Annotated in this window: 17 protein-coding genes and 1 pseudogene; 13 read left to right on the top strand and 5 right to left on the bottom strand. The window is 38.4% G+C overall.

All coding sequences use genetic code 11. The features are described from left to right. Positions 1–114: 114 nt before the first annotated feature. The 5 genes from ACM0OY_RS19135 to ACM0OY_RS19115 all read right to left on the bottom strand — a co-directional run bounded on the left by ACM0OY_RS19135 (position 115) and on the right by ACM0OY_RS19115 (position 6048). A complete protein-coding gene (locus ACM0OY_RS19135; protein ID WP_414570433.1) occupies positions 115–1554 on the bottom strand; it encodes an NHLP bacteriocin system secretion protein in 1440 nt (479 codons plus the stop codon). An 882-nt stretch (positions 1555–2436) separates the two neighbouring features. After that, complete coding sequence (locus ACM0OY_RS19130) at positions 2437–2691, bottom strand: hypothetical protein (RefSeq protein WP_414570432.1); 255 nt, start codon at positions 2689–2691, stop codon at positions 2437–2439. A 528-nt stretch (positions 2692–3219) separates the two neighbouring features. Further along, complete coding sequence (locus tag ACM0OY_RS19125; protein WP_414570431.1) at positions 3220–3504, bottom strand: hypothetical protein; 285 nt, start codon at positions 3502–3504, stop codon at positions 3220–3222. Positions 3505–4852: 1348 nt separating this feature from the next. After that, positions 4853–5143, bottom strand: coding sequence for a hypothetical protein (locus ACM0OY_RS19120; protein ID WP_414570430.1), 291 nt, complete (start codon positions 5141–5143; stop codon positions 4853–4855). Between the two features lie 707 nt (positions 5144–5850). Beyond that, positions 5851–6048 (bottom strand): bacteriocin, encoded by a 198-nt coding sequence (locus ACM0OY_RS19115; RefSeq protein ID WP_414570429.1) that lies wholly within the window; start codon positions 6046–6048, stop codon positions 5851–5853. 775 nt (positions 6049–6823) lie between these two features. On the opposite strand from ACM0OY_RS19115, the pseudogene ACM0OY_RS19110 reads away from it, so the two are divergent. From ACM0OY_RS19110 to ACM0OY_RS19050, 13 genes and pseudogenes are all read left to right on the top strand, one after another. Further along, positions 6824–6962, top strand: a pseudogene (locus ACM0OY_RS19110) (transposase family protein); the annotation flags it as partial. A 167-nt stretch (positions 6963–7129) separates the two neighbouring features. Continuing rightward, positions 7130–7555 (top strand): ISL3 family transposase, encoded by a 426-nt coding sequence (locus ACM0OY_RS19105; RefSeq protein WP_414570428.1) that lies wholly within the window; start codon positions 7130–7132, stop codon positions 7553–7555. Continuing rightward, positions 7555–9516: an ATP-binding protein gene (locus ACM0OY_RS19100; RefSeq protein WP_414570427.1), complete on the top strand. Its 1962-nt coding sequence runs from the start codon at positions 7555–7557 to the stop codon at positions 9514–9516. Before ACM0OY_RS19105 ends, ACM0OY_RS19100 begins: the two co-directional genes overlap by 1 nt. A 748-nt stretch (positions 9517–10264) precedes the next feature. Beyond that, a complete protein-coding gene (locus tag ACM0OY_RS19095; RefSeq protein WP_414570426.1) occupies positions 10265–10834 on the top strand; it encodes a DUF4255 domain-containing protein in 570 nt (189 codons plus the stop codon). Positions 10835–10875: 41 nt separating this feature from the next. Next, entirely contained in the window at positions 10876–11715 is an 840-nt protein-coding gene (locus tag ACM0OY_RS19090) for a hypothetical protein (protein ID WP_414570425.1), read from the top strand. Positions 11716–11737: 22 nt separating this feature from the next. After that, a complete protein-coding gene (locus tag ACM0OY_RS19085; RefSeq protein WP_414570424.1) occupies positions 11738–13129 on the top strand; it encodes a phage tail sheath family protein in 1392 nt (463 codons plus the stop codon). A gap of 80 nt (positions 13130–13209) precedes the next feature. Further along, positions 13210–13671 (top strand): phage tail protein, encoded by a 462-nt coding sequence (locus tag ACM0OY_RS19080; RefSeq protein ID WP_414570423.1) that lies wholly within the window; start codon positions 13210–13212, stop codon positions 13669–13671. A gap of 48 nt (positions 13672–13719) precedes the next feature. After that, complete coding sequence (locus tag ACM0OY_RS19075; RefSeq protein WP_414570422.1) at positions 13720–14202, top strand: phage tail protein; 483 nt, start codon at positions 13720–13722, stop codon at positions 14200–14202. A 2-nt stretch (positions 14203–14204) separates the two neighbouring features. Next, positions 14205–14369, top strand: a complete 165-nt coding sequence (locus tag ACM0OY_RS19070) for a DUF5908 family protein (RefSeq protein WP_414570421.1) — start codon at positions 14205–14207, stop codon at positions 14367–14369. Positions 14370–14378: 9 nt separating this feature from the next. Continuing rightward, entirely contained in the window at positions 14379–15101 is a 723-nt protein-coding gene (locus ACM0OY_RS19065) for a CIS tube protein (RefSeq protein ID WP_414570420.1), read from the top strand. Positions 15102–15106: 5 nt separating this feature from the next. Next, a complete protein-coding gene (gene vgrG / locus ACM0OY_RS19060) occupies positions 15107–16735 on the top strand; it encodes a type VI secretion system tip protein VgrG (protein ID WP_414570419.1) in 1629 nt (542 codons plus the stop codon). A 32-nt stretch (positions 16736–16767) separates the two neighbouring features. Then, positions 16768–17175, top strand: coding sequence for a GPW/gp25 family protein (locus ACM0OY_RS19055; RefSeq protein ID WP_414570418.1), 408 nt, complete (start codon positions 16768–16770; stop codon positions 17173–17175). A gap of 107 nt (positions 17176–17282) precedes the next feature. Continuing rightward, the gene (locus ACM0OY_RS19050) at positions 17283–19700 is read left to right on the top strand and encodes a DUF4157 domain-containing protein (RefSeq protein ID WP_414570416.1); all 2418 of its coding nucleotides are present in this window, start codon (positions 17283–17285) and stop codon (positions 19698–19700) included. Positions 19701–19855: the final 155 nt, after the last annotated feature.

Below are 19855 nucleotides of genomic sequence, written 5' to 3'. Positions count from 1 at the left end.
GAAGGCAGGAGGCAGAAGGCAGGAGGCAGAAGGCAGGAGGCAGAAGTTTTATCTCCCTCATCTTCCCCTGCCTCCCCTGCTCCCCCTGCTCTCTTATCCCCCTCATTCCTAGTATCAAGAAACACCACTCCAGGATCTCAGAATCGGTAGAACAAAGGTAATCGGGGCGCGTTCTTCCACGGTAACTTGTACAGAGGTGGTAGTTCCAGAGGTGACCTTCATCTGTGGCCCTTGGGAAGAAGACCATTTGTACTCGCTGAAGGTCGAATTGTCTGGTTGCAGTCGTGCAGTAATTAGCATCTGTGGCCCTTGTGACATAATAGCTTCTACAAATTCAGAATTGCCGACTACACTTAATGCACCTTCTTTAGTCACAGGAAAGGCTGAGACTTCTGTGACAGCACCAATGATGCCACCAAAGCGTTCGCGTTGGACTGTAGTAGGCGTGACTTGTAATTTCATTCCCGGTTGAATTTGCTTACCATCGCCAACGGGAAAAAATGCTACACTTACAGGCCTAGCTGATCGCTGTTGTGCGGCGATCGTTCCTATGGGTGTACCCTGTAAAACAACCTGCCCTGGCGTGGTGGAAATTTCTAAGACTCTTCCGGAGTAATTGCTTTTGACTAAGCTGTTACTCGATAGTTGCAGTGCTAATTGAGCAATATTCCGCTGAGCTTCCTGAATTTCTTTTCTGCGGTTAGTTACGGCTTCTAAGTCTTGTTGTGCCGCAGCCGCTTCTTTGCTATCTAGTTGTTTTAACTGCGCTTGCAAATCTTTAATTGCGTTCAAGTTCTCTAGGTATTGGCGTTGGGCATCTGCTTCTTTGACATCCAGTTGCTTGAGTTGGGATTCGGCTTCATTGATTTGTGTTACCGCATTTAAGTAGTCTTGCTGTGACTGTAGGACTGAATCGCCAGAAATTGCTCCCTCTTGCAATAGTTTGTTGCGGTTGTCCCATCTTTGTTTGAAGATAGGCAACAGTTGTCGTAGTGCTTGTAAGCTTTGAGTTTGGTTGGCGCGATCCCGAGCAATCGAGTCTAGCCCTTTTTCTCTTAAAATCGGTGTTAGCTTCTGTACTGCCTGGAGATTTTGCACTAAAGATTGGCGTTGCTGTTTAATGGCTTCTTTGTCTGCGTTTTGCCGCTGTAGTTGCACTAAGTTAGCAGCGCGATCTTCTGTTTGTAGTTGTTGTAATTTAGAGCGTACTAGTTGTAGCTGTTTCACCATTTCGCTTTGGTCTAGGGTTGCCAGCACATCTCCTCTGTTTACATAGTCGCCAACTCGGACGTTGATTGTTCGCAATTTACCTGCGATCGGTGACTGAAACGAGGTAACTGTACTGGGATAAACTATTATGCCAGTACCCGTCACAGTAATTGGAATTCGACCTAAAAAACTCCAAGTCAGCCCCGTCATCACTAAGGAACCAACAGCAACTAAAGGTAGCCACTTTTTCGGGCTGACTACCTGCATGATTTGATCTAGTTCTTCGGGCGAAGAAGCACGCTCTAAAGCTTCTTTGCGGAACAGGTCGCTTTTTTGCCTAACCACCAAACACCGTCCCCATTTCTATGGGAATAAAAACATAAAATAGTTTTGAGTGAATACAATACTGTTGCTGCGATCGCTAGGAATTGCAGTTTAAATGAAAAATAGGCAATACAATTGTTTGCTTATTTGACAGTATTAATATTCACAAATAGAAATTATTCTAATCATATCATCTGATGAGAGAATGAGGAATTTATAAATTAATTCTTTTTAATTTTTTGATTTTTTATAGACATAAATTAAAGTTCTGAGGAAAGGCTGCTTTCCTCAGAACTTTAGGACAAATCAAATTTTTCACAGCATTTATAAAAGAGGGTAATAATTTAGAAAAATACTTTTAAGCTTAAATAATCAATCTTTTACACCCTATATCGAACAGAGTTGACATAACTTAGAGTCAGTCTACTTATAAACTGAGTCTAGCTGATGAATTTGGTTAATGTGAAATTTGCCATATTTATGACAATACTAACTTTTAAAACCGAAGTCAATACTAAATTTAAAGCTTAAAAGTCTTTAAAAATAAACACATATAACTGATGTCTAAAAGTAATAAAAGTAGGAAAAGTAAGAAAAGTAAGATTTGCTAATCATCAGTAAGGTATGCAACAAATTCCACAGCGGTTATCACATTTGTGTTTGAGTGGTGCGCTACGCTAATATATTTGTTGGGTTGAGCATGGCTCAATCCAACTTAACTAATGCATTATTCTAGTTTTGTCGCGCCACTAGTAGAAAAAAGAGTTTACAGAACTCGTAAAAAGTCACTTAACCGTGAGCGTCGCCTTCCATAGCAATTCCGAATCATTCGTGAGAAAAAATCATTATTTTACAAGTCTTCAAGTCTGCATTAATTCTCACGTATCATTTGGGACTACTATATCATTTGTCCTTCGTTGAGATATCAACCAGAACTTTATTGTCAATCTTTATGTTTATGACAATACTATCGCAAGGTAGTTGTCCTAATGGGGAATTTGATTGGGCTGGTGGGGCTGGTGGGGCTGGTGGTTCCCATTTTATTGGTAGCCACTTTAATGGTTGCCAACCATTTCCTCCAACGAGAGCAAACGTTTTTTCTTCATCCAACTCTGTAATAACTGCAACCTCTTCTCGTTCAAAAGCGATGTTGACCATAACAAATCCTTCCGTCTACAAAATGACTCTGGTCTAGCGAAATTTTTTTAGTCACTTAACCAAAAATTACAGTAAGTTCCGTTAATATAACGATTCTGTAATCTTTATAAGAAAACATTGACGGGTAGGTAAGAAGTAAGGAATAATAATGAGTGGTCGCTTACCTTTGACCTTTCACATTATCCAGCTTACACCCGCCAATATTCACGTAGTATTGTCGTTGTCGTAAGTTCTAATGCCAGAAATAGTCAGGCCACTATGTTATAAGATGTCAATACACTTATTCGTAAGGGTCGTCTCTAGTCCTTTGTCAGTTGTTCGTAGCAATTGGCAAAGGACTACTGGTTTATGAGGGTCTTAACGAAATAATGTGTAAGTTCCATACCTATTAGCTTAGTGCTGCCGTGATTTGTAGCGATAATACAAATCATGATAGAGAAATTTTTGGCAATACAAACAAACGAAACGGTTAAAGTGACTTTTGTTGAGGTGATAACTCAATTCAGAGCGTACTAGAGAGACAACTTATTACCAATTAATCAAGGTCGCACGATCTCTGCTGCTATCAGAGTAGTTTGAAGCATAAGCATTTCCACCACCAATTGCTACAGCAGTAGCTGTTTGATTGGTTACATTGATGTCGTTCTTGCCGCCTTTGACACTTCCGATCTTAACGTCATTGTCATTATCGACATCAACATCTACTTTTTTGGCACTGAAATTGTAGCCACCACCTACAACTCCACTGATTTCTTCATCAGCTAACTCTGTCATTACTACGAGGGTTTCTTGTTCAAGTGTTGCAACTGACATAAAATTATTTCCTTCTAAAAAAAGATATTTGGATAGTGCAATTCTTCTTTGACTTCACCAAAAATTATGGCTAACAAAAGAATTGAGATACTTCAAAAAAGAGTATCTAATGCTTTTTTGTTAACTTTACCTTTCGATAGTACTAAACTAATACATCTCAAGATATTTGTTCTTGGCTTTGTCTTTGAATTTCACCATATTTAAACTATACAACTTTTGTTTAGAAAATATATAAAGAAAATGTAAAGTTAATAAAAAGGATTGCTAAAGTTTGGATTTTAAAAAATATTAAACGAAATTGCAATTCAAATTAAAAATAATAGATTTAGCAAAATTATCAAGGTAATAAAAGTAAGAAAAGTAGGAAAAACAAAATTAGTATAACATTGTAAAAATAATTAGACTAGTAATAGCAAAGTAGACAGTGAGTCTATAAAACTATTTATTTAAAAGCAAATTTTTGGCACTAAAAATTATAAACTCTACTTAAGTAAGCTAGAAAAAATATTTATTATGAATCGCTGCTATCCTTGCTTTAAAAGGATTACACGACATTTATAAATACAAAAACCATCAAAAATAAAATAATACTGCTATGTAAATATAGAGATAATATCAAACTAAAAATTATATCTTTAAAAAGTAATTACTCCAGATTTTATAACCAACTTACAGGATTATATTACTTATTTACCATTAAAATAAAAGCCATCTATTATTTGTAAATAACAAAATTCTCGACTTGTTTTAACAAGCCGAGAATATTAGAGATATCTAGCTTTGAAGCTGAGATTTTTCCATTACTTAGTTGGGAAATACTGGAATAAGTAGTTGGTTAGAATTAATTGAACAATGCAGTGGTAACTCAACTTTATCCATTTATTGACATCGCTCAAGCTGACACGAAACTTTTGTAGTACGGTAATCTTACTTTTTTATTTCATCAATTGTCAGCAATAGCGAAAAAGTTTTTGCCAAAAAGGTGGTGTTTTGGGTGTATCAAGATAACTAACTTCTTAATTTTGGATAAAGTCGAACTCAGAAAGAACAGAAGTGTAAAATGTGCAGTTATAGCAGACATCATGCGACCAACAACGAAGAATGAACTTACAGTACTCCCTTCAATCGATCAATTTTTAGAAAAACTGCAACCTTTCCAGGGGTAATATTTTCACTCTAGCTGGTACTTCGACATCTTCTTGTTCTACTCCATATAGCAGTCCTAAATCATTTGTGAAAAATCAAAGTACATTTATTTGTAACCCTTCTTTCCTGTTCCTTATTCCCCCAACTCTGTTCGCTACCTCAACGAAAAATTTCACAATTCATTTAGGAATGCTACAGATAGTTAGGGAACTTGAAGAACTCCACTAACATAATTCAAGATTGTTGTCGTTGCTTGTGTTATTCCATTCACAGTTTTACTTGTCTTTGTTGTGACTTTTCTATTATTTCCGGTCTGCTTGTCTTGAATGGATTGTTCAATGATAATTTCGGTTCCATCCCCCGTTACATTGGAAGCTGAATAAGATATTGTTTCACCACCCACTATTCCCTTTAATTCACCATCTCTTAGCTCCTCGATAATAACTTTTTGATGACTGTGAGATTTTAAACTAACTCCATTGATATTAGCCATAGTTTACTCCGGAAATATGTAGACAATTTGCGTTAAACATGTATTTATTAGTAACAATTTTTTTAATGTTTTGTCAATAAATAATATAAAAATCCACTTTTATAACTTAACTTAATCTTCCTATTTTTATAATTTTTTCTAAAATATTAAAACAAAGCTAAAGAGTTCAAATCTAAAGTTTTAGAATGAATATTGTATAAACAAATTTATTCTTTTACGTCCAACAGATTGAATATTTTGTAGTTTGATCTTATTGAAATACCAATAAAAACTATAAAAATGTTCGTTGGCTACTTCAAAAATTACTGCTGATATTGGCAGCATCATACATCTTTATTAGGGCGCTAAATCTCTAAGATTTTAAATCTTTTAATTTCAATTCAAACTTTAGGCTTATGGCACTGATAAAGGTCAGAAGTAAGAGTATTCCGACTTCTGACCGATGTAGTAAACAGATAGTGAGGAGTGTATAATTCGGATTTTACTACGAATTACTTGAGCGACCATGAATACGAATTTGTAGCATTCTCTTGGTTAAACAAACTTTTATAAAAACTACAGCCCTTGTAGGCTAGTATCTTTATGCTAGTTGGTTTACCGCTTTTATTTGATTCTCAAGAATTACCTTGAGTTATTTTATGATGTTGGTTTGCTCAAATACTTCTCATATCTGAGAAATTAGATTTCTTATACTTTACTTCGTCAGATTAGGGAGCAAAAGTCCCAAGACCTGTTAAAAGCTCATCGCCAGCATCTCCCACTCTTACGAGAAGAGTAGCCACTCCTCTAAGTACTGTGCCTAATAATCCTATTCCTCCCACTACTTCTTCTAATTCTTCTTCATTAATTTCCTCCACAATAACTTCTTGATTGTTAGATTGTGCCAAGTTCTTATCGTTAACCATGATTTTCTCCAGAAAGAAATTGAGTAGGCATTTGTGCCTTTGATGTACTTACAAATAACAGTTAAATTAATAGCTTGTCAATAGTTAATACAAAAGAATCTACTTTTCTTACTTTTACTACTTTTCCTACTTCTTTAAATCTCACTTTTCTTACTTTTAGTAATAACATTTTTACGATGTCCAACACTTGATAAAAACTTCTAAATTTCATACCTAAGCAGGATGTTTTATATAAAATTTTGCTTAATTAGGTGATATCTTTAAGTTTTTGCGTAAGATGGTAAATCCACAGATAAGCTTTGTACAAGTTACTTACATCGACCATATAAAAAGAAATATAGCTTATATCAAAAGGCTGATTTCTGAACTTTAATCACCAATTCATATCATTTCCATTAATAATGATATAAATAGGTTAATAGGGGCACACAGCTAGCTGTGCGCTACGACAAAATATTTATGTTTAACAGGGCTTAGTGAGTTGATATCAGGTTTTTTGCCAGCTATAAAGCACTACAAATATTAAATAGGCCCCCTTTAATAAGGATTGATGGAAGAGGTCTAAGAACATGTTTGAAAAGTCCTCTTGTCGGTAGCAAAACGTTCTAGATCTCAGGGCAAACGCATCTAAATATAGTACACGTATACTAATAGAGGGATAAAGGCAGCAATGTCTAGCGACAAGGGCTTCGACCGACACGTGTGGGATGAAGAATAAGCGATGGTGCATTGATGGTAAAGTCATTGTAAAAGTAGCAATATTGCCCCACTTTGCGTGAAACTTAAGCTCAAAATCACAATTGCTGACCACTTTGCAATGATAGAAGACCCACTTTCTAGATCGCACGAAGCGACACAATTTAATTGATATTTTGACTATTGCGATTTGTGCAGTAATTTGTGGAGCTTCCTCGTTGGGTAGCTGTAGCGAACTGCAAACATAAACGCTTCAAACTGCAAACAAGGCAATTTTGAAACCACATTAAGGTTCTTGGCAACTTTTGCTGATGATGAAAGGTTACGGGCTTTAAGGCAGAAGGCAGAGGGCAGAAGGCAGAAGTCGGAAGTTAGAAAGATATAATTGAGATACTTCAAACTTCACCCCATCAAACATTTGAGAGCTATGGGCGGTGCAGCCGGGGTAAGACTTTCACAGCAATTGGGGGTAACAACTTCTCGCAACACGCTATTGCAATTAGTACGCTCAATCCCATTACCACCAGTCGTAACGCCACAGACTCTTGGGGTAGACGACTTCTGTTTTCGTAAATGTAAAACCTACGGCACAGCACTAATTGACCTAGAACGCAGGCGACCAATCGCTCTACTAAAAGATGCAAAAGCTGAAACCTTAGCAGAATGGTTAAAAGCTCACCCTGGTGTCAAAGTCGTCTCACGAGATAGATCAAAAACTTATGAAAGTGGTATTCGCCAAGGAGCGCCAGAAGCCATTCATGTTGCAGACCGTTTTCACTTAATATTACAGGGTCGTTGCTCTAAAAACTGATGAAAACATCCCTCATATCGCATTGGCATCAAGAAAACCTGGTCACACTGATTCAAGCTACTGGCTATATCCGTCAATACCTCGAAAATAAGCTCGAAGATAAAGCCCCGCAGCCCCTGACTCCCGAAACAATATTACCTACATCCGCCTTGGCAACTTTATGTCGCCTCTTTTACCTCACTGAATTTGAACGGGATATCCTCCTTCTCTGCACTGCCCTGGAAATTGACCCCACCCTTGCCCAGTTATGTGCCAAAGTCCAGGGAAATCCACAACTAAATTATCCTACCCTTGCCTTAGCTTTAACCACCTTCCCTCAAGCCAGTTGGTCTGTACTTTCTTCCCAAAATCCCTTACAATTATGGCGATTAATTGAAATTGGTACAGGCTTTACCCTTACGCAAGCCCCCCTCCGTATCAATCCACGAATTCTTAGTTATCTTCTGGGAGAAGCGGCTTTTGACGAGCAATTAATGGGTTTTGTCCATCCCCTTCCCTCTCACCTTGAGCAAACACCTTTAGCTCCCTCCCAGGAACAGATTGTAGAGCAATTAGTTGCTATTTGGTCTGAGCTTTCCTCCGCTTCTCCCACCTTGCAACTCTGTGGTGGGGAAATAACCGCTAAATATGCCATAGCCAAAGCAGCATCTGTTCGCCTTGGCTATAATTTGCATGTCATGTCTGCGGCGGTGCTTACCCAATCCCCCAATGATATTTACCAAATGAAACAACGTTGGGAAAGGGAAGCTTTACTAAAAAATAGTCTGCTCTTACTTGACTGTGATGATATTTTGCCGAACGAGCCAAAACCTGCTTTCACCGTTTCCCAGTTTGTGGAACATCTGCAAACACCTGTGATTATTTCTAGTGGAGAACGACTACACACTAAACACAATCATCTCATTACCTTTGATGTGCCCCAACTAAGCTACCAAGAACAAGCAGAAATTTGGGCAACCCATCTTGCCACACAAGCAAACCAACTCAATGGAGAGATTACCAAGTTAGTATCTCAATTTAACCTCAGCAACGCCACCATTCAAGCAGCGTGTCTGCAATTCAAACTTCAAAAAGCACAATTTACCGACACCTCCCAGACTGCCCACCCCAACTTACTTTGGGATTTCTGCCGCCATCAAGCCCGCCCTCATATCGATGGTTTAGCCCAACGCATAGATACATCCGCCACTTGGGATGACTTAGTGTTACCGGAACAACAACGCGAGGTACTCACAGACATAGCCACTCACCTCCGACAACGGGCTAAAGTTTACCAAGAATGGGGTTTTGCTGGCAAAGGTAGTCGCGGGTTAGGGATTAGCGCCCTATTTCACGGGGAAAGCGGAACTGGTAAAACTATGGCAGCCGAGGTATTAGCAAATCAATTTCGTCTCGATCTTTACCGCATTGACTTAAGTGCCGTAGTGAGTAAATATATAGGCGAAACAGAAAAGAATTTGGGGCGTATATTTGCAGCAGCCGAAACAGGAGGAGTAATCTTACTATTTGATGAAGCAGATGCCCTATTTGGCAAACGCACAGAAGTTCAAGATAGCCGCGATCGCCATGCTAATGTCGAAGTATCTTATTTACTCCAGCGTATGGAATCATATCAAGGTTTGGCTATTCTGACCACAAATTTAAAAAATGCATTAGATTCTGCTTTTTTGCGCCGTATCCGCTTTATGGTTGCATTTCCATTCCCAGAAGCCCCCTCACGTACCGAAATTTGGCGGCGCATTTTCCCGTCTCAAACACCCACCCAAGGGTTAGACTACCAAAAATTAGCACAACTCAAGGTTGCTGGGGGTAATATCCGCAATATTGCCATGAATGCCGCTTTTCTCGCAGCTGATACGGATGAACCAGTGATGATGAAACACATTCTGCAAGCGGCACAACGGGAGTATCTCAAATTGAAAAGATTATTAAATGATGAAGAAACCAAAGGATGGATCTAGTACTATCGTGTGGAAGGCAAAAGTTTTTTCTACCAAGGAATGGCGATCGTCTTAATAGTTGTTTCATCTACGCCGTTTTGTAATACAGTAACTGACAATATTTGTTTTCTCGGCTTGATATACAAGCTTTCACCACAATTCTAAATACTATACCAGGATTTAATTTTGAGTTGGCGATAAAGAGAATTAAAATTAATAATTTTAGTGTCGCTGATTTAGATATATCATTTTTCGTGTAGATACGCGCTGTTTAAAGCGTCTGTAACAATTGTTTTGAAATCAGACAAATCACTTAACCATTTTCATACCTAAATTCAGCAACGTCAATAATTTCAAGACATATTTTTAATAAAACATAAAATGTAAAGTTATATTTTGTATTTAACTTGACAGACAAGGTTGTTGTTATACTCACGACTATTGTTTCAGCAGTAAATAGTCAAAGAAATACGATTTGTTTCCTTTGCTAAGGTAGAGATGATTTATAAAGTAAACCTGAAATTTTAGGTGCGTTAAGTGTTGCTATAACGCACTGATAAATATAGTGTCTTGCGGCTAATTCTCACTGTCTCAAATTCCCAAATACTTACATAGTCATGACACATCTTAGTTAATATTTACTTTATAAATAAACTCTTAGCTCACGATTAGTTATCAATTTTTTTTGATAGTTAATAATTGTTATGTTCTAGAAATAGTGTGTTGTTTTGAATAGGAAAAATTAATAATTATTATTGGATTATTGCCTATGATAGAGCATGTCCTCTCATTCCTCAAGGAACAACTCAACAGCTACATCCGAGTCAAAACCGGAGCACAGGACTTTGAGGTTGTATTTGTTCAGGAACGAAATCAGAAAGAAGTTTCCTTCCAAAATGATGCCATTACTACCTTATTAGTCAATCTAGAAGAAGACTATACTTTTCGTTCTGGTGCAGCCTATGAAAGGATACCTAATCAAGGTAGTAACCCACCAAAAAACCCTAATATTTACCTCAATTTATATGTTCTCTTTGCTGCAAATTTTACTGATTACAGGCAATCTTTACAATTTTTATCCCTAATTATCAAATTTTTTCAAAGTCATCGGTTATTCAATCACCATAACTCTCCAACACTGAATTCTGAAATAGCAAAATTGACCCTCGAACTGATTAATTTATCGTTTACCGAACAAAGAGAGGTTTGGGCTGGTTTGGGTATGTTTTACATGCCTTCAGCGATTTATAAAGTCAGAATGGTTGTCTTTACAGATGCAGATACGGTGGAAGTTGGCTCTGATATAACTGAGAAGGTAGTTCTGACTTCAAATATATAGTTTTTTACAAACAACATATAATATCACAAATCATCTAGATTATGCCTTACAAAAAACTATTTGAATTGAGGATTATTCACGAATATTATCAAGATAAAATATGTCCTGACTTCAATCTTGAACCTACAAGTAAATGTAACAAAATACTTAATGGTCATCGTCTGATTGTCAAAAATAAAATTAACGGAATAGTGGTAATTGCACCAGTAGATTCGGAAAATAGGCCCTTGATAGAACTTGCTGACAATTTGCAATTTAGTTTTATATTGAAACTCAAAAATCAAGATTTTATAGATTTTACAGAAATTGATTGGAAGCCAGGTATTAATGATATTTATCAGTTTAGTAATGAAAAAAATACTAACCTTGAAGCATCAAATTTAGAAATAACTAAAACTAAATTATCTGACCGAAAATTGTTCAGTGGACACAATATTTTTGGCATCGTGGATATTTATAATCACTCTTCCATGTCTCAAATTTTCAACCAGGGTAGTGAATATAAAATTACTTTTCAAGCCAAAAAACAACAGTGGCATTATTACTTACTCACTGATGGTGAAACTAATGGCGACGAATTCTTGATTCAAGACAAAGATACAACCAGGAAAACAGAAATTAAATTTACCAAATTTACGAGTGCTGAAGCTGAAAAAACAGATTCTATATTTTTGGTTCTTAAGCAACAATTTCCTCAATCTCAACAATATCTCTTTAGATCTGACTCAGAAATTGCTTGTCAGGAAGCAGGGATAAAAAATATTCAGCTTTTAAAGCAGAAAAAGAGTGAAAGCAGCAATCCAATTGTATGGATAGAACATTTACCTAATCCCCCTAATTATAATGGGATTCAAGTAATTAATGCCCTGAAATATCTATAAAACTTCAAAAAAGGATTGAAACATGGTAACTTATAAAACTCCCAACGTTTATGTCGAGGAAATTTCTACATTTCCCCCCTCAGTCGCCGATGTATCTACAGCGATTCCCGCCTTTCTTGGTTACACAGAAAAAGCTCAACAAGGCGATGAAGATTTAACTAATAAACCAACTCGAATTAGTTCACTCCTTGAGTATGAAACGTTGTTTGGAAAAGCTCAAGCATCTAACTTTGAAGTTACAAATGAAGCAGGCGTAATTACTAGCGTTAGCACTCCTGCACTCAACTATTTAATGTATTACGCTTTGCGTCTGTATTTTGATAATGGTGGGGGTGGTTGTTATATAATTTCGGTGGGTAGATACAGTACAGGAGGTCTGAAAAAAGCTGATTTTGACCCAGGTTTATCAGCTTTAGAAAAAGAAGATGAACCTACCTTAATACTACTGACCGATGCAGTAAATTTAAGTGAACCCGATTATTACGTGCTTTGTCAGCAAGCTTTGAAGCAATGCAATAAGTTAAAAGATAGATTTGCTATTTTCGATGTTCTGGAAGAGAAAAAAAATCAGACAGGGAATAAGACAGGGGATAAGACAGGGGGAGTTGAGAAATTCCGAGGTTTTATTGGCACAGAAACACATGAATTAAAGTATGGTGCAGCTTATTATCCCTACTTGCAAACCTCACTCAACTACTATTACACCGATGATTCTGTAACTATCAAAGGAGTTGGAGAAAATGCTGATACACAAGGTGAAAAGCTGACTAATAGCAAAACCACAAACACCGATCTCTACAACAGAATTCAGACTGAGATAGCTAAAAAGCGAGTTGTATTACCTCCAAGTGCTGCTGTAGCAGGAATATATGCCAGAGTAGATAGGGACAGGGGAGTTTGGAAAGCACCTGCTAATGTTAGCTTGGCATCAGTACTTGCTCCTACGGTCAAAATTAGCAACGAAGAACAAGAGAATCTCAACATAGATCCCACCGCAGGTAAATCCATCAATGCTATTCGTAGTTTTACCGGGAAAGGAACCTTAATTTGGGGTGCAAGAACTTTAGCTGGTAATGACAATGAATGGCGGTATATACCTGTGCGCCGACTGTTCAATCTCATTGAAGAATCAATTCAGAAAGCCACCGCATTTGTTGTTTTTGAGTCCAACAACGCCATCACTTGGCTAAAAGTGAAATCTCTAATTGAAAGTTATTTAGAAGGATTATGGCGACAAGGTGCGCTGGCTGGTACTACACCAGAACAAGCTTATTTTGTCAATATTGGACTCGGAAAAAGCATGACAGCACAAGATATTTTGGAAGGACGCATGATTGTGGAAATTGGTCTTGCAGCAGTTCGTCCGGCTGAGTTCATTATCCTGAAGTTTTCCCACAAGTTACAGGAAGCATAGGGCAAACTGGGCAGTAAGGTGGATATTACCCACCTTATCAATAATAGTAAAAACAGTTCATTTTTAAGGGCAAATAAATTATGGCAACGTCAACAGAAGATATCAAAAATAATTATCCAATTCCTGTCTTTTATTACCGAGTTACTATAGATGGAGATGATTCCCATGCTTTCTCAGAAGTATCGGGATTAAGCATTGAATATGAAACCATCACTTATAGAGATGGCATGAGTTATAAAGACGGAGCAAAGTATATGCCAGGATTAAGCACTCCTGTTAATTTAAGCCTAAAAAAAGGCATTGTCAGAAAAGACAGCTATTTATTTAGCTGGATTAGTAGCGTTAAATTGAATACTGTAGCCAAGCGCGATATTCGGATTGATTTATTAGACGAAACAGGTGCAGCAGTTGTCTCCTGGACAGCTATAAATGCTTTTCCTAAGAAACTAGATGCACCATCATTTAATGCAACTAGCAATGAAGTTGCTATTGAAAGTTTGGATCTAATGGCTAACGATCTCAAGATTGACTATCCCGGATAATGAATCATTTTTACCCTTTTTATTGATTTTTGCAAAAATTCTCATTTGATGGCAGATAAATTTCCCATTCCGGAACTTACTTTAACAGAAAATCCTCCTGTTGGATTTTATTTTATGGTCGTCTTCTTCATTGCCGGAATTGTGCCTAATCCGTTAGATATTCGCTTTCAAAGAGTATCGGGAATTTCTGCGGAAATAGAGACAACAGACATTCGTGAAGGCGGTGAAAATATATTCAGACATCGTTTGCCCACTCATGTCACTTATAATAATCTGATTTTAGAAAGAGGAATGATGATTGGCTCTCCCCTGAATGCAGAGTTTAATATTGCCATGAGTTCCATGAGATTTACACCCAGCAATGTCTTAGTTATGTTGCTTAATGAGAATAGTATTCCTCTTTCTAGTTGGTTATTTAAGAGAGCTTATCCCGTGAAATGGACAGTATCTGATCTAGATGCTAATGCCAATGCAGTGGTTATAGATACGATGGAATTAGCCTACGCAAGATTTCAAAGTGTGAGTATTTAGCTATGCCTGTGGAAATCAAAGAATTAATTATTCGTGCCAACATTGTCGATAGTAATGATAGTAATTACGAATCCCAAATTGAAGGCAATTCTAAAGAAAAACAAGAAATCATTGCTGCTTGTGTGGCACAGGTGCTAAAAATTTTGGAGCGTAAGCAAGAAAGATAAGGGAAATATATGCTTAAAAACCCTTTTAAATTAGAAAAGCTGAAGATTCGTGTTTATGGCAATAGACTTCGGATTGGTTTACCACAAGAAACCTTTGAAGCCATGTTTAATCCGGAATCTTATTCTTTAAAATATGAGAATGTTTATCAATCTTATCAGGGGATTAATACCACTGGCCGCACTGCAAAATATTCTCTCAGCAAACCTCAGAATTTGTCCCTCAAGTTAATTTTAGATGACACAGGGGTATCAGATTATGGGCTTTATGGGTTTGCAGCTGCTTCATTTCTGGGTAAGCTGAAAGGAACGAAAGATGTTTACAAGCAAGTAAATTACTTTCTTGAGTTAACTACTTATATGGATGGCAAGACCCATGAACCTAAATTTCTCAAAATTGAATGGGGGGACTTAATTTTTGATTGCCGCCTCCAATCCGTTAATGTTAACTATACGCTGTTTAACCGGAGTGGACAACCGATAAGAGCCGAGTTAGATACAGTTTTTATAGGTGACATACAAGATTCCAAGCGGATTAAACAAGAAAATAAAAACTCACCAGATTTATCTCACTCTAAAACTATTAAGGGTGGAGATAAATTGCCTTTAATAGCTCAAGAAGTATACGGCAATTCTACTTATTATATCCAGCTTGCTTGTGCTAATAATCTCAATAACTTCAGAAAACTGAAACCAGGAACGAATATAAAACTACCGCCAATTAAAGAAGTATAAACATAATGAGTGGTGTCGTTACAGTAACAATTTTGAGTGAGGGGTCAACGATGAACCCTGAATACAACGTCATATCTATTGATGTTATTAAAGAGGTGAATAAAATCCCGATCGCTCAAATAATTTTACTAGATGGTGACGCTGCTAAGCGGGAATTTACGATTAGTAATACAGACTTTTTTAAACCCGGTAATAAAATCGAAATCAAGCTTCGTTATGAAGGTGAAGCACAAAACGAAGCAACGGTTTTTGCGGGTGTTGTAGTTAGACATTCCCTGCAAGTAGATCGATATGGTTCTTTCCTAACTGTTGACTTAAAAGACGCAGCAATTAAACTAACTCATCAAAGAAAAAGTGCTGTCTTTCGAGATATGACAGACAAAGAAATTATTGAAAAAATTATCAAAACTGCGGGTACATCTATTGCTCCAACTAAACCAAAGCATAAAGAAATGGTGCAATATTACTGCACGGACTGGGATTTTATTGTATCTCGTGCAGATGTCAATGGTCACTGGGTTTTAGCTGATGATGGCAAAATTACTGTAGAAGAGCCTAATCTCAAAGGGTTACCAAAACATACCTTTGAATACGGTATCAGTGATATTTACGAATTTGAGATGTCAGCTGATATTTGTCATCAGTATGCATCGGTAGAAAGTACAGCTTGGGATGTGAAAACGCAAGCAATATCAGCACTACAAAAAGCTAAAAATGTCTCTCTTAGTCAGGGTAATTTAAAAGTAGAAGAATCAGTAAAAACTATTGGTGCAGACAACTATCAATTGATTGCTTCAGGTCAATTAGATAGCCAAGAAATACAAGCTTGGGCTGATGCAAAATTACTGAAAACTCGTTTGTCAATGTTTAAAGGCCGCCTCAAAGTTCCTGGATTTGCTGATATTAAGCCAGGAGATATTATGGAAGTCGCAGGTATCAGCAAACGCTTTAATGGGAAAACATTAGTCACGGCAATCCGCCATCAGGTTAATGAACAAGGCTGGCAAACAGATATACAGTTTGGTTTATCCGCCGATTTTTTTGCTCAACAAAATCATAATATTATTGATACCCCAGCATCAGGATTAGTTCCGGCAATTAATGGCTTGCAAATTGGTATTGTTGATAAGTATGAAGATGATAAAGATAAACAGTTTAGGGTAAAAGTAAGAATCCCCTCGATTGAAACAGATGGTATTATTTGGGCAAGATTAGCTTCTGTTGAGGCTGGTAATCAAAGAGGTATTTTCTTTAGACCAGAATTAGGTGATGAAGTAATTCTGGGCTTTATCAATGATGATCCTAGACAAGCCATAATTTTAGGTGCGCTGCATAGTGAGAAAAATGCTTTACCCCCTGGTTTTACTGTAACCCAGGAAAATAATAAAAAAGGGATTGTCACCAAAAAATCACTAAAAATACTCTTTGATGATCAAAATAAGTTAATTGAAATTAGTACGCCGAAGGGCAATATTTTAAAGTTATCGGAAAAGGATAAAGGTATTAACTTAGTCGATGAAAATGGTAATACTATGATTATGGACGATAGTGGATTTAAAATTCAATCAGCTAAAGACATTGTTATCGAAGGTCAAAATATAACTATCAAAGGTTCAAAAGTAAATGTAAATTAAAATTTTTTATAAAATAAAAATACATATAAACTATGGAAACAAATAGCTCTTTTTTAGGAACAGGATGGAGTTTTCCTCCCACATTTAACCAGGATACTGGAACAGTGGAGATGGTATCGGATGAGGAAGATATTGTCCAAAGTCTAGAAATTATCCTCTCAACTCGTCCAGCAGAAAGAATTATGCAGCCTGACTTTGGTTGCGAACTGAGTCAGTTTCTTTTTGAAGAAATTAGCCAAGGTTTAATTACTGGTATTAAAGGTACGATTTCTGATGCGCTTTTGTACCACGAACCACGTATCGATGTAGAGGATATTAATATTGATGAAAGCGAAAAAGAAGGGTTATTGCTCATCAGTGTTACTTATACTGTACGAGTGACTAATTCTCGATTTAATCTGGTTTATCCTTTTTATATTAATGAAGCACATACGGTATAGACAGTTACCAATAAACAGTTATAAAGTTGATTTTAAATTAATTACGCCAGGATTTAGAAGGGTGACAGTATATACACCTCAATCAAAAGCGAAAAAGGAAGGGAAATATGGCAAATATGGGTAAGCAACAAGTTTCATCTCGAAACAAACCTAAGTTAGTACAGAAAAAGAGCATTTTTGAACAAAGTAAATTTCCTCAACATAGTCAAAATGCTACAGCACTGGCACAAACAAATGACTTATCAGACTATCCACAGCCAGGGGAAACGATCGCTAATGTGCAGAAATCGCTCCAAGGTACAGACAAAATATCATCAAAATTACAAGCTGAAGGTAACCATTTACAAGCACCGAAGCGTCAGGAAAGGCAAGCCAATTTTGCCCCTGTAAACCACCTAAAAGCATCACCTCGAATCAGTTTAGCAGCGGGAGGGTTGGTGCAAACAAAGCTGACCATAGGCAGAGCCAATGACCGTTATGAGCAGGAAGCAGATAGGGTAGCAGCATCAGTGGTACAGCAAATTAATCGTCCTGTACCAGGGAATTCGGGTGAGGTAGTGCAAGGTAAAGACAGGGAGGAGGTAGAAGGATTAAGGATGAAGCCGATGGTGCAGCGTTCCAAAGGAATTGGCGGCGGTGAGGCATCAACGGATTTGACATCAGCCATTAATAGTGCCAGGGGTGGCGGACAGCCTTTGGATACCGGACTACAGCAGTCAATGGGGCAGGCGATGGGGGCGGATTTTAGTGGAGTGAGCGTACATACGGATAAACAGTCAGACCAGTTGAATCAATCGATTCAGGCGAAGGCGTTTACAACGGGGCAAGACGTGTTTTTTCAGCAGGGGGCCTATCAGCCGGGGAGTCGGGAGGGGCAGGAGTTGATTGCCCATGAGTTGACCCATGTAGTGCAGCAGAATGGCGATCGCATTGGTCGCAAAGAGACCCGAAAACATGACGACCAGAATACTGGAAGCGATATTTCCATCTCCTCAACTCCAAGCGACCAAGTTCAAAGGCGTTTTGGATTTGAAATTGAGCTACCTATGTTGTTTACACACAAAGCCAACATCGCGGTGCCATCTCTAGCGGGAGGGGGCAATATAGTTATGAACAATGTGCCGATGGATGCAGGAATGGGAGGTAGACATACGAATTTAGTGGATATGACTGTCGCAAGCCACTGTTATCTAAATGTTGACCATAGTAGAACCCTTAATAAACTCTACGAGGCAGAGCTAGACCAATATGCGACACATAACGGTCTAAACCAAAATCAGCAGGACAGCCTGCAAGCTATCCGTGGAAATCTCATGCCGAGTGGCGCCAGTATTGTCGAGGTTGTGACAACAGCATGGGATGAGAATACCCTTTCTAGGACTCAGGCTCTAGCGAGGGTACGCGGGGTAGTGAACGCAGTAAATGGAATGTATGACGCTATAGATAATGATACACAAGCGGCTGTGGGCGCACCAGTGGACGCATATTATATCGGCTCAGACAGTCCGAATTCTTCCCTTTTCCAACCACGTTTAGGGTATTTTCACGCAACATATGGGATAAAACTCGCACAAGTACCCCATTTATTCGAGCAGACTACTCAACAAAAGAACAGAATGGCTCGATATGCGAGGCACAATGCACCAGAACAGGAACATGCCAGGAATGTAGCGCTGACGAAACGTTCGGTAGCAGTAGCAAAAACGGCTATGACAGCCATTAAGAGATTGTGGCCAAGAGTTCAGGTGACACGAAAATTTTTGCCAGATACCACAAAGATCGACCTATCGAGCGCAGCAGAAAAAGACTTTCTTGGGTTTTTAACGCTCTTATGTAATTACTTCATGCTGATGAATGCACACACTGGAGGGGGCGAACTCGCGAAGAAACTGGTAGGGATGCATTACTATAAGAGCGACCTTTATGACGTGGCAACTGGCTTGCCAACCCAGGTGACAAACCCGTTGCAGGCAGTTGATACTACCTTGGTCGAACAGGTAATAGATGAAATTTGTACAGCTGTGGGCATAAACAAGACCGATACGTTGAACGACGGTCTCAGTGGTTACACGGTAAAACAGTATCTATATCAGATATTAAGAGGGCATTATGGTGCGATCCTGGACAGTAACACTGGTCTGGCCCAGCGCGACGCTTCCAACAACACGTTCATGGACCCCGTGCTGGCTGGCAGCATTAATCCGTACAGTAGTAAATTGGGCCCAGAGCAACTGGGGCCTGTGGGACGACGGGGAATGGGAGTCGTAATGGAAAATCGACACTTGGAGTATCTGAACCCCGCATATGGGACTCTCTTGGACACCGATCAGGCCAACCAGAGGAGAGAAGTAATTCAGTATGGACCACCGAAAGCAGGACTTGACACAAGGACGGCGCAGGAGCGAGCTATGTACGATTCCATAGGAGCGAGAGAGCAAGGGCCCGCAAGGCGACCCATAGGAGAATGGGAAGGGATAATGATGGGAATATACGACATGGTAAAAGCCACCAATAGTCGGAGATAGCCCGATCGCCTGCTCTTGTAACGTGCGTTAATGAAGTAGCGTATCAAACCAACCCATCATAACGCAGTGCGATCGCCTAATTCGGAAAATAGATATCGAGCGATCGCTCACCGATTAATGCTCATTTAGGTAATATTTTGTGGGCTTGACAGTAG

The sequence above is a fragment of the Nostoc sp. CCY 9925 genome (assembly GCF_963920935.1).
Taxonomy (GTDB): domain Bacteria; phylum Cyanobacteriota; class Cyanobacteriia; order Cyanobacteriales; family Nostocaceae; genus Nostoc.
Note: the sequence above shows the minus strand (reverse complement) of the source record. Positions and strands in the feature narration are given on the sequence as shown.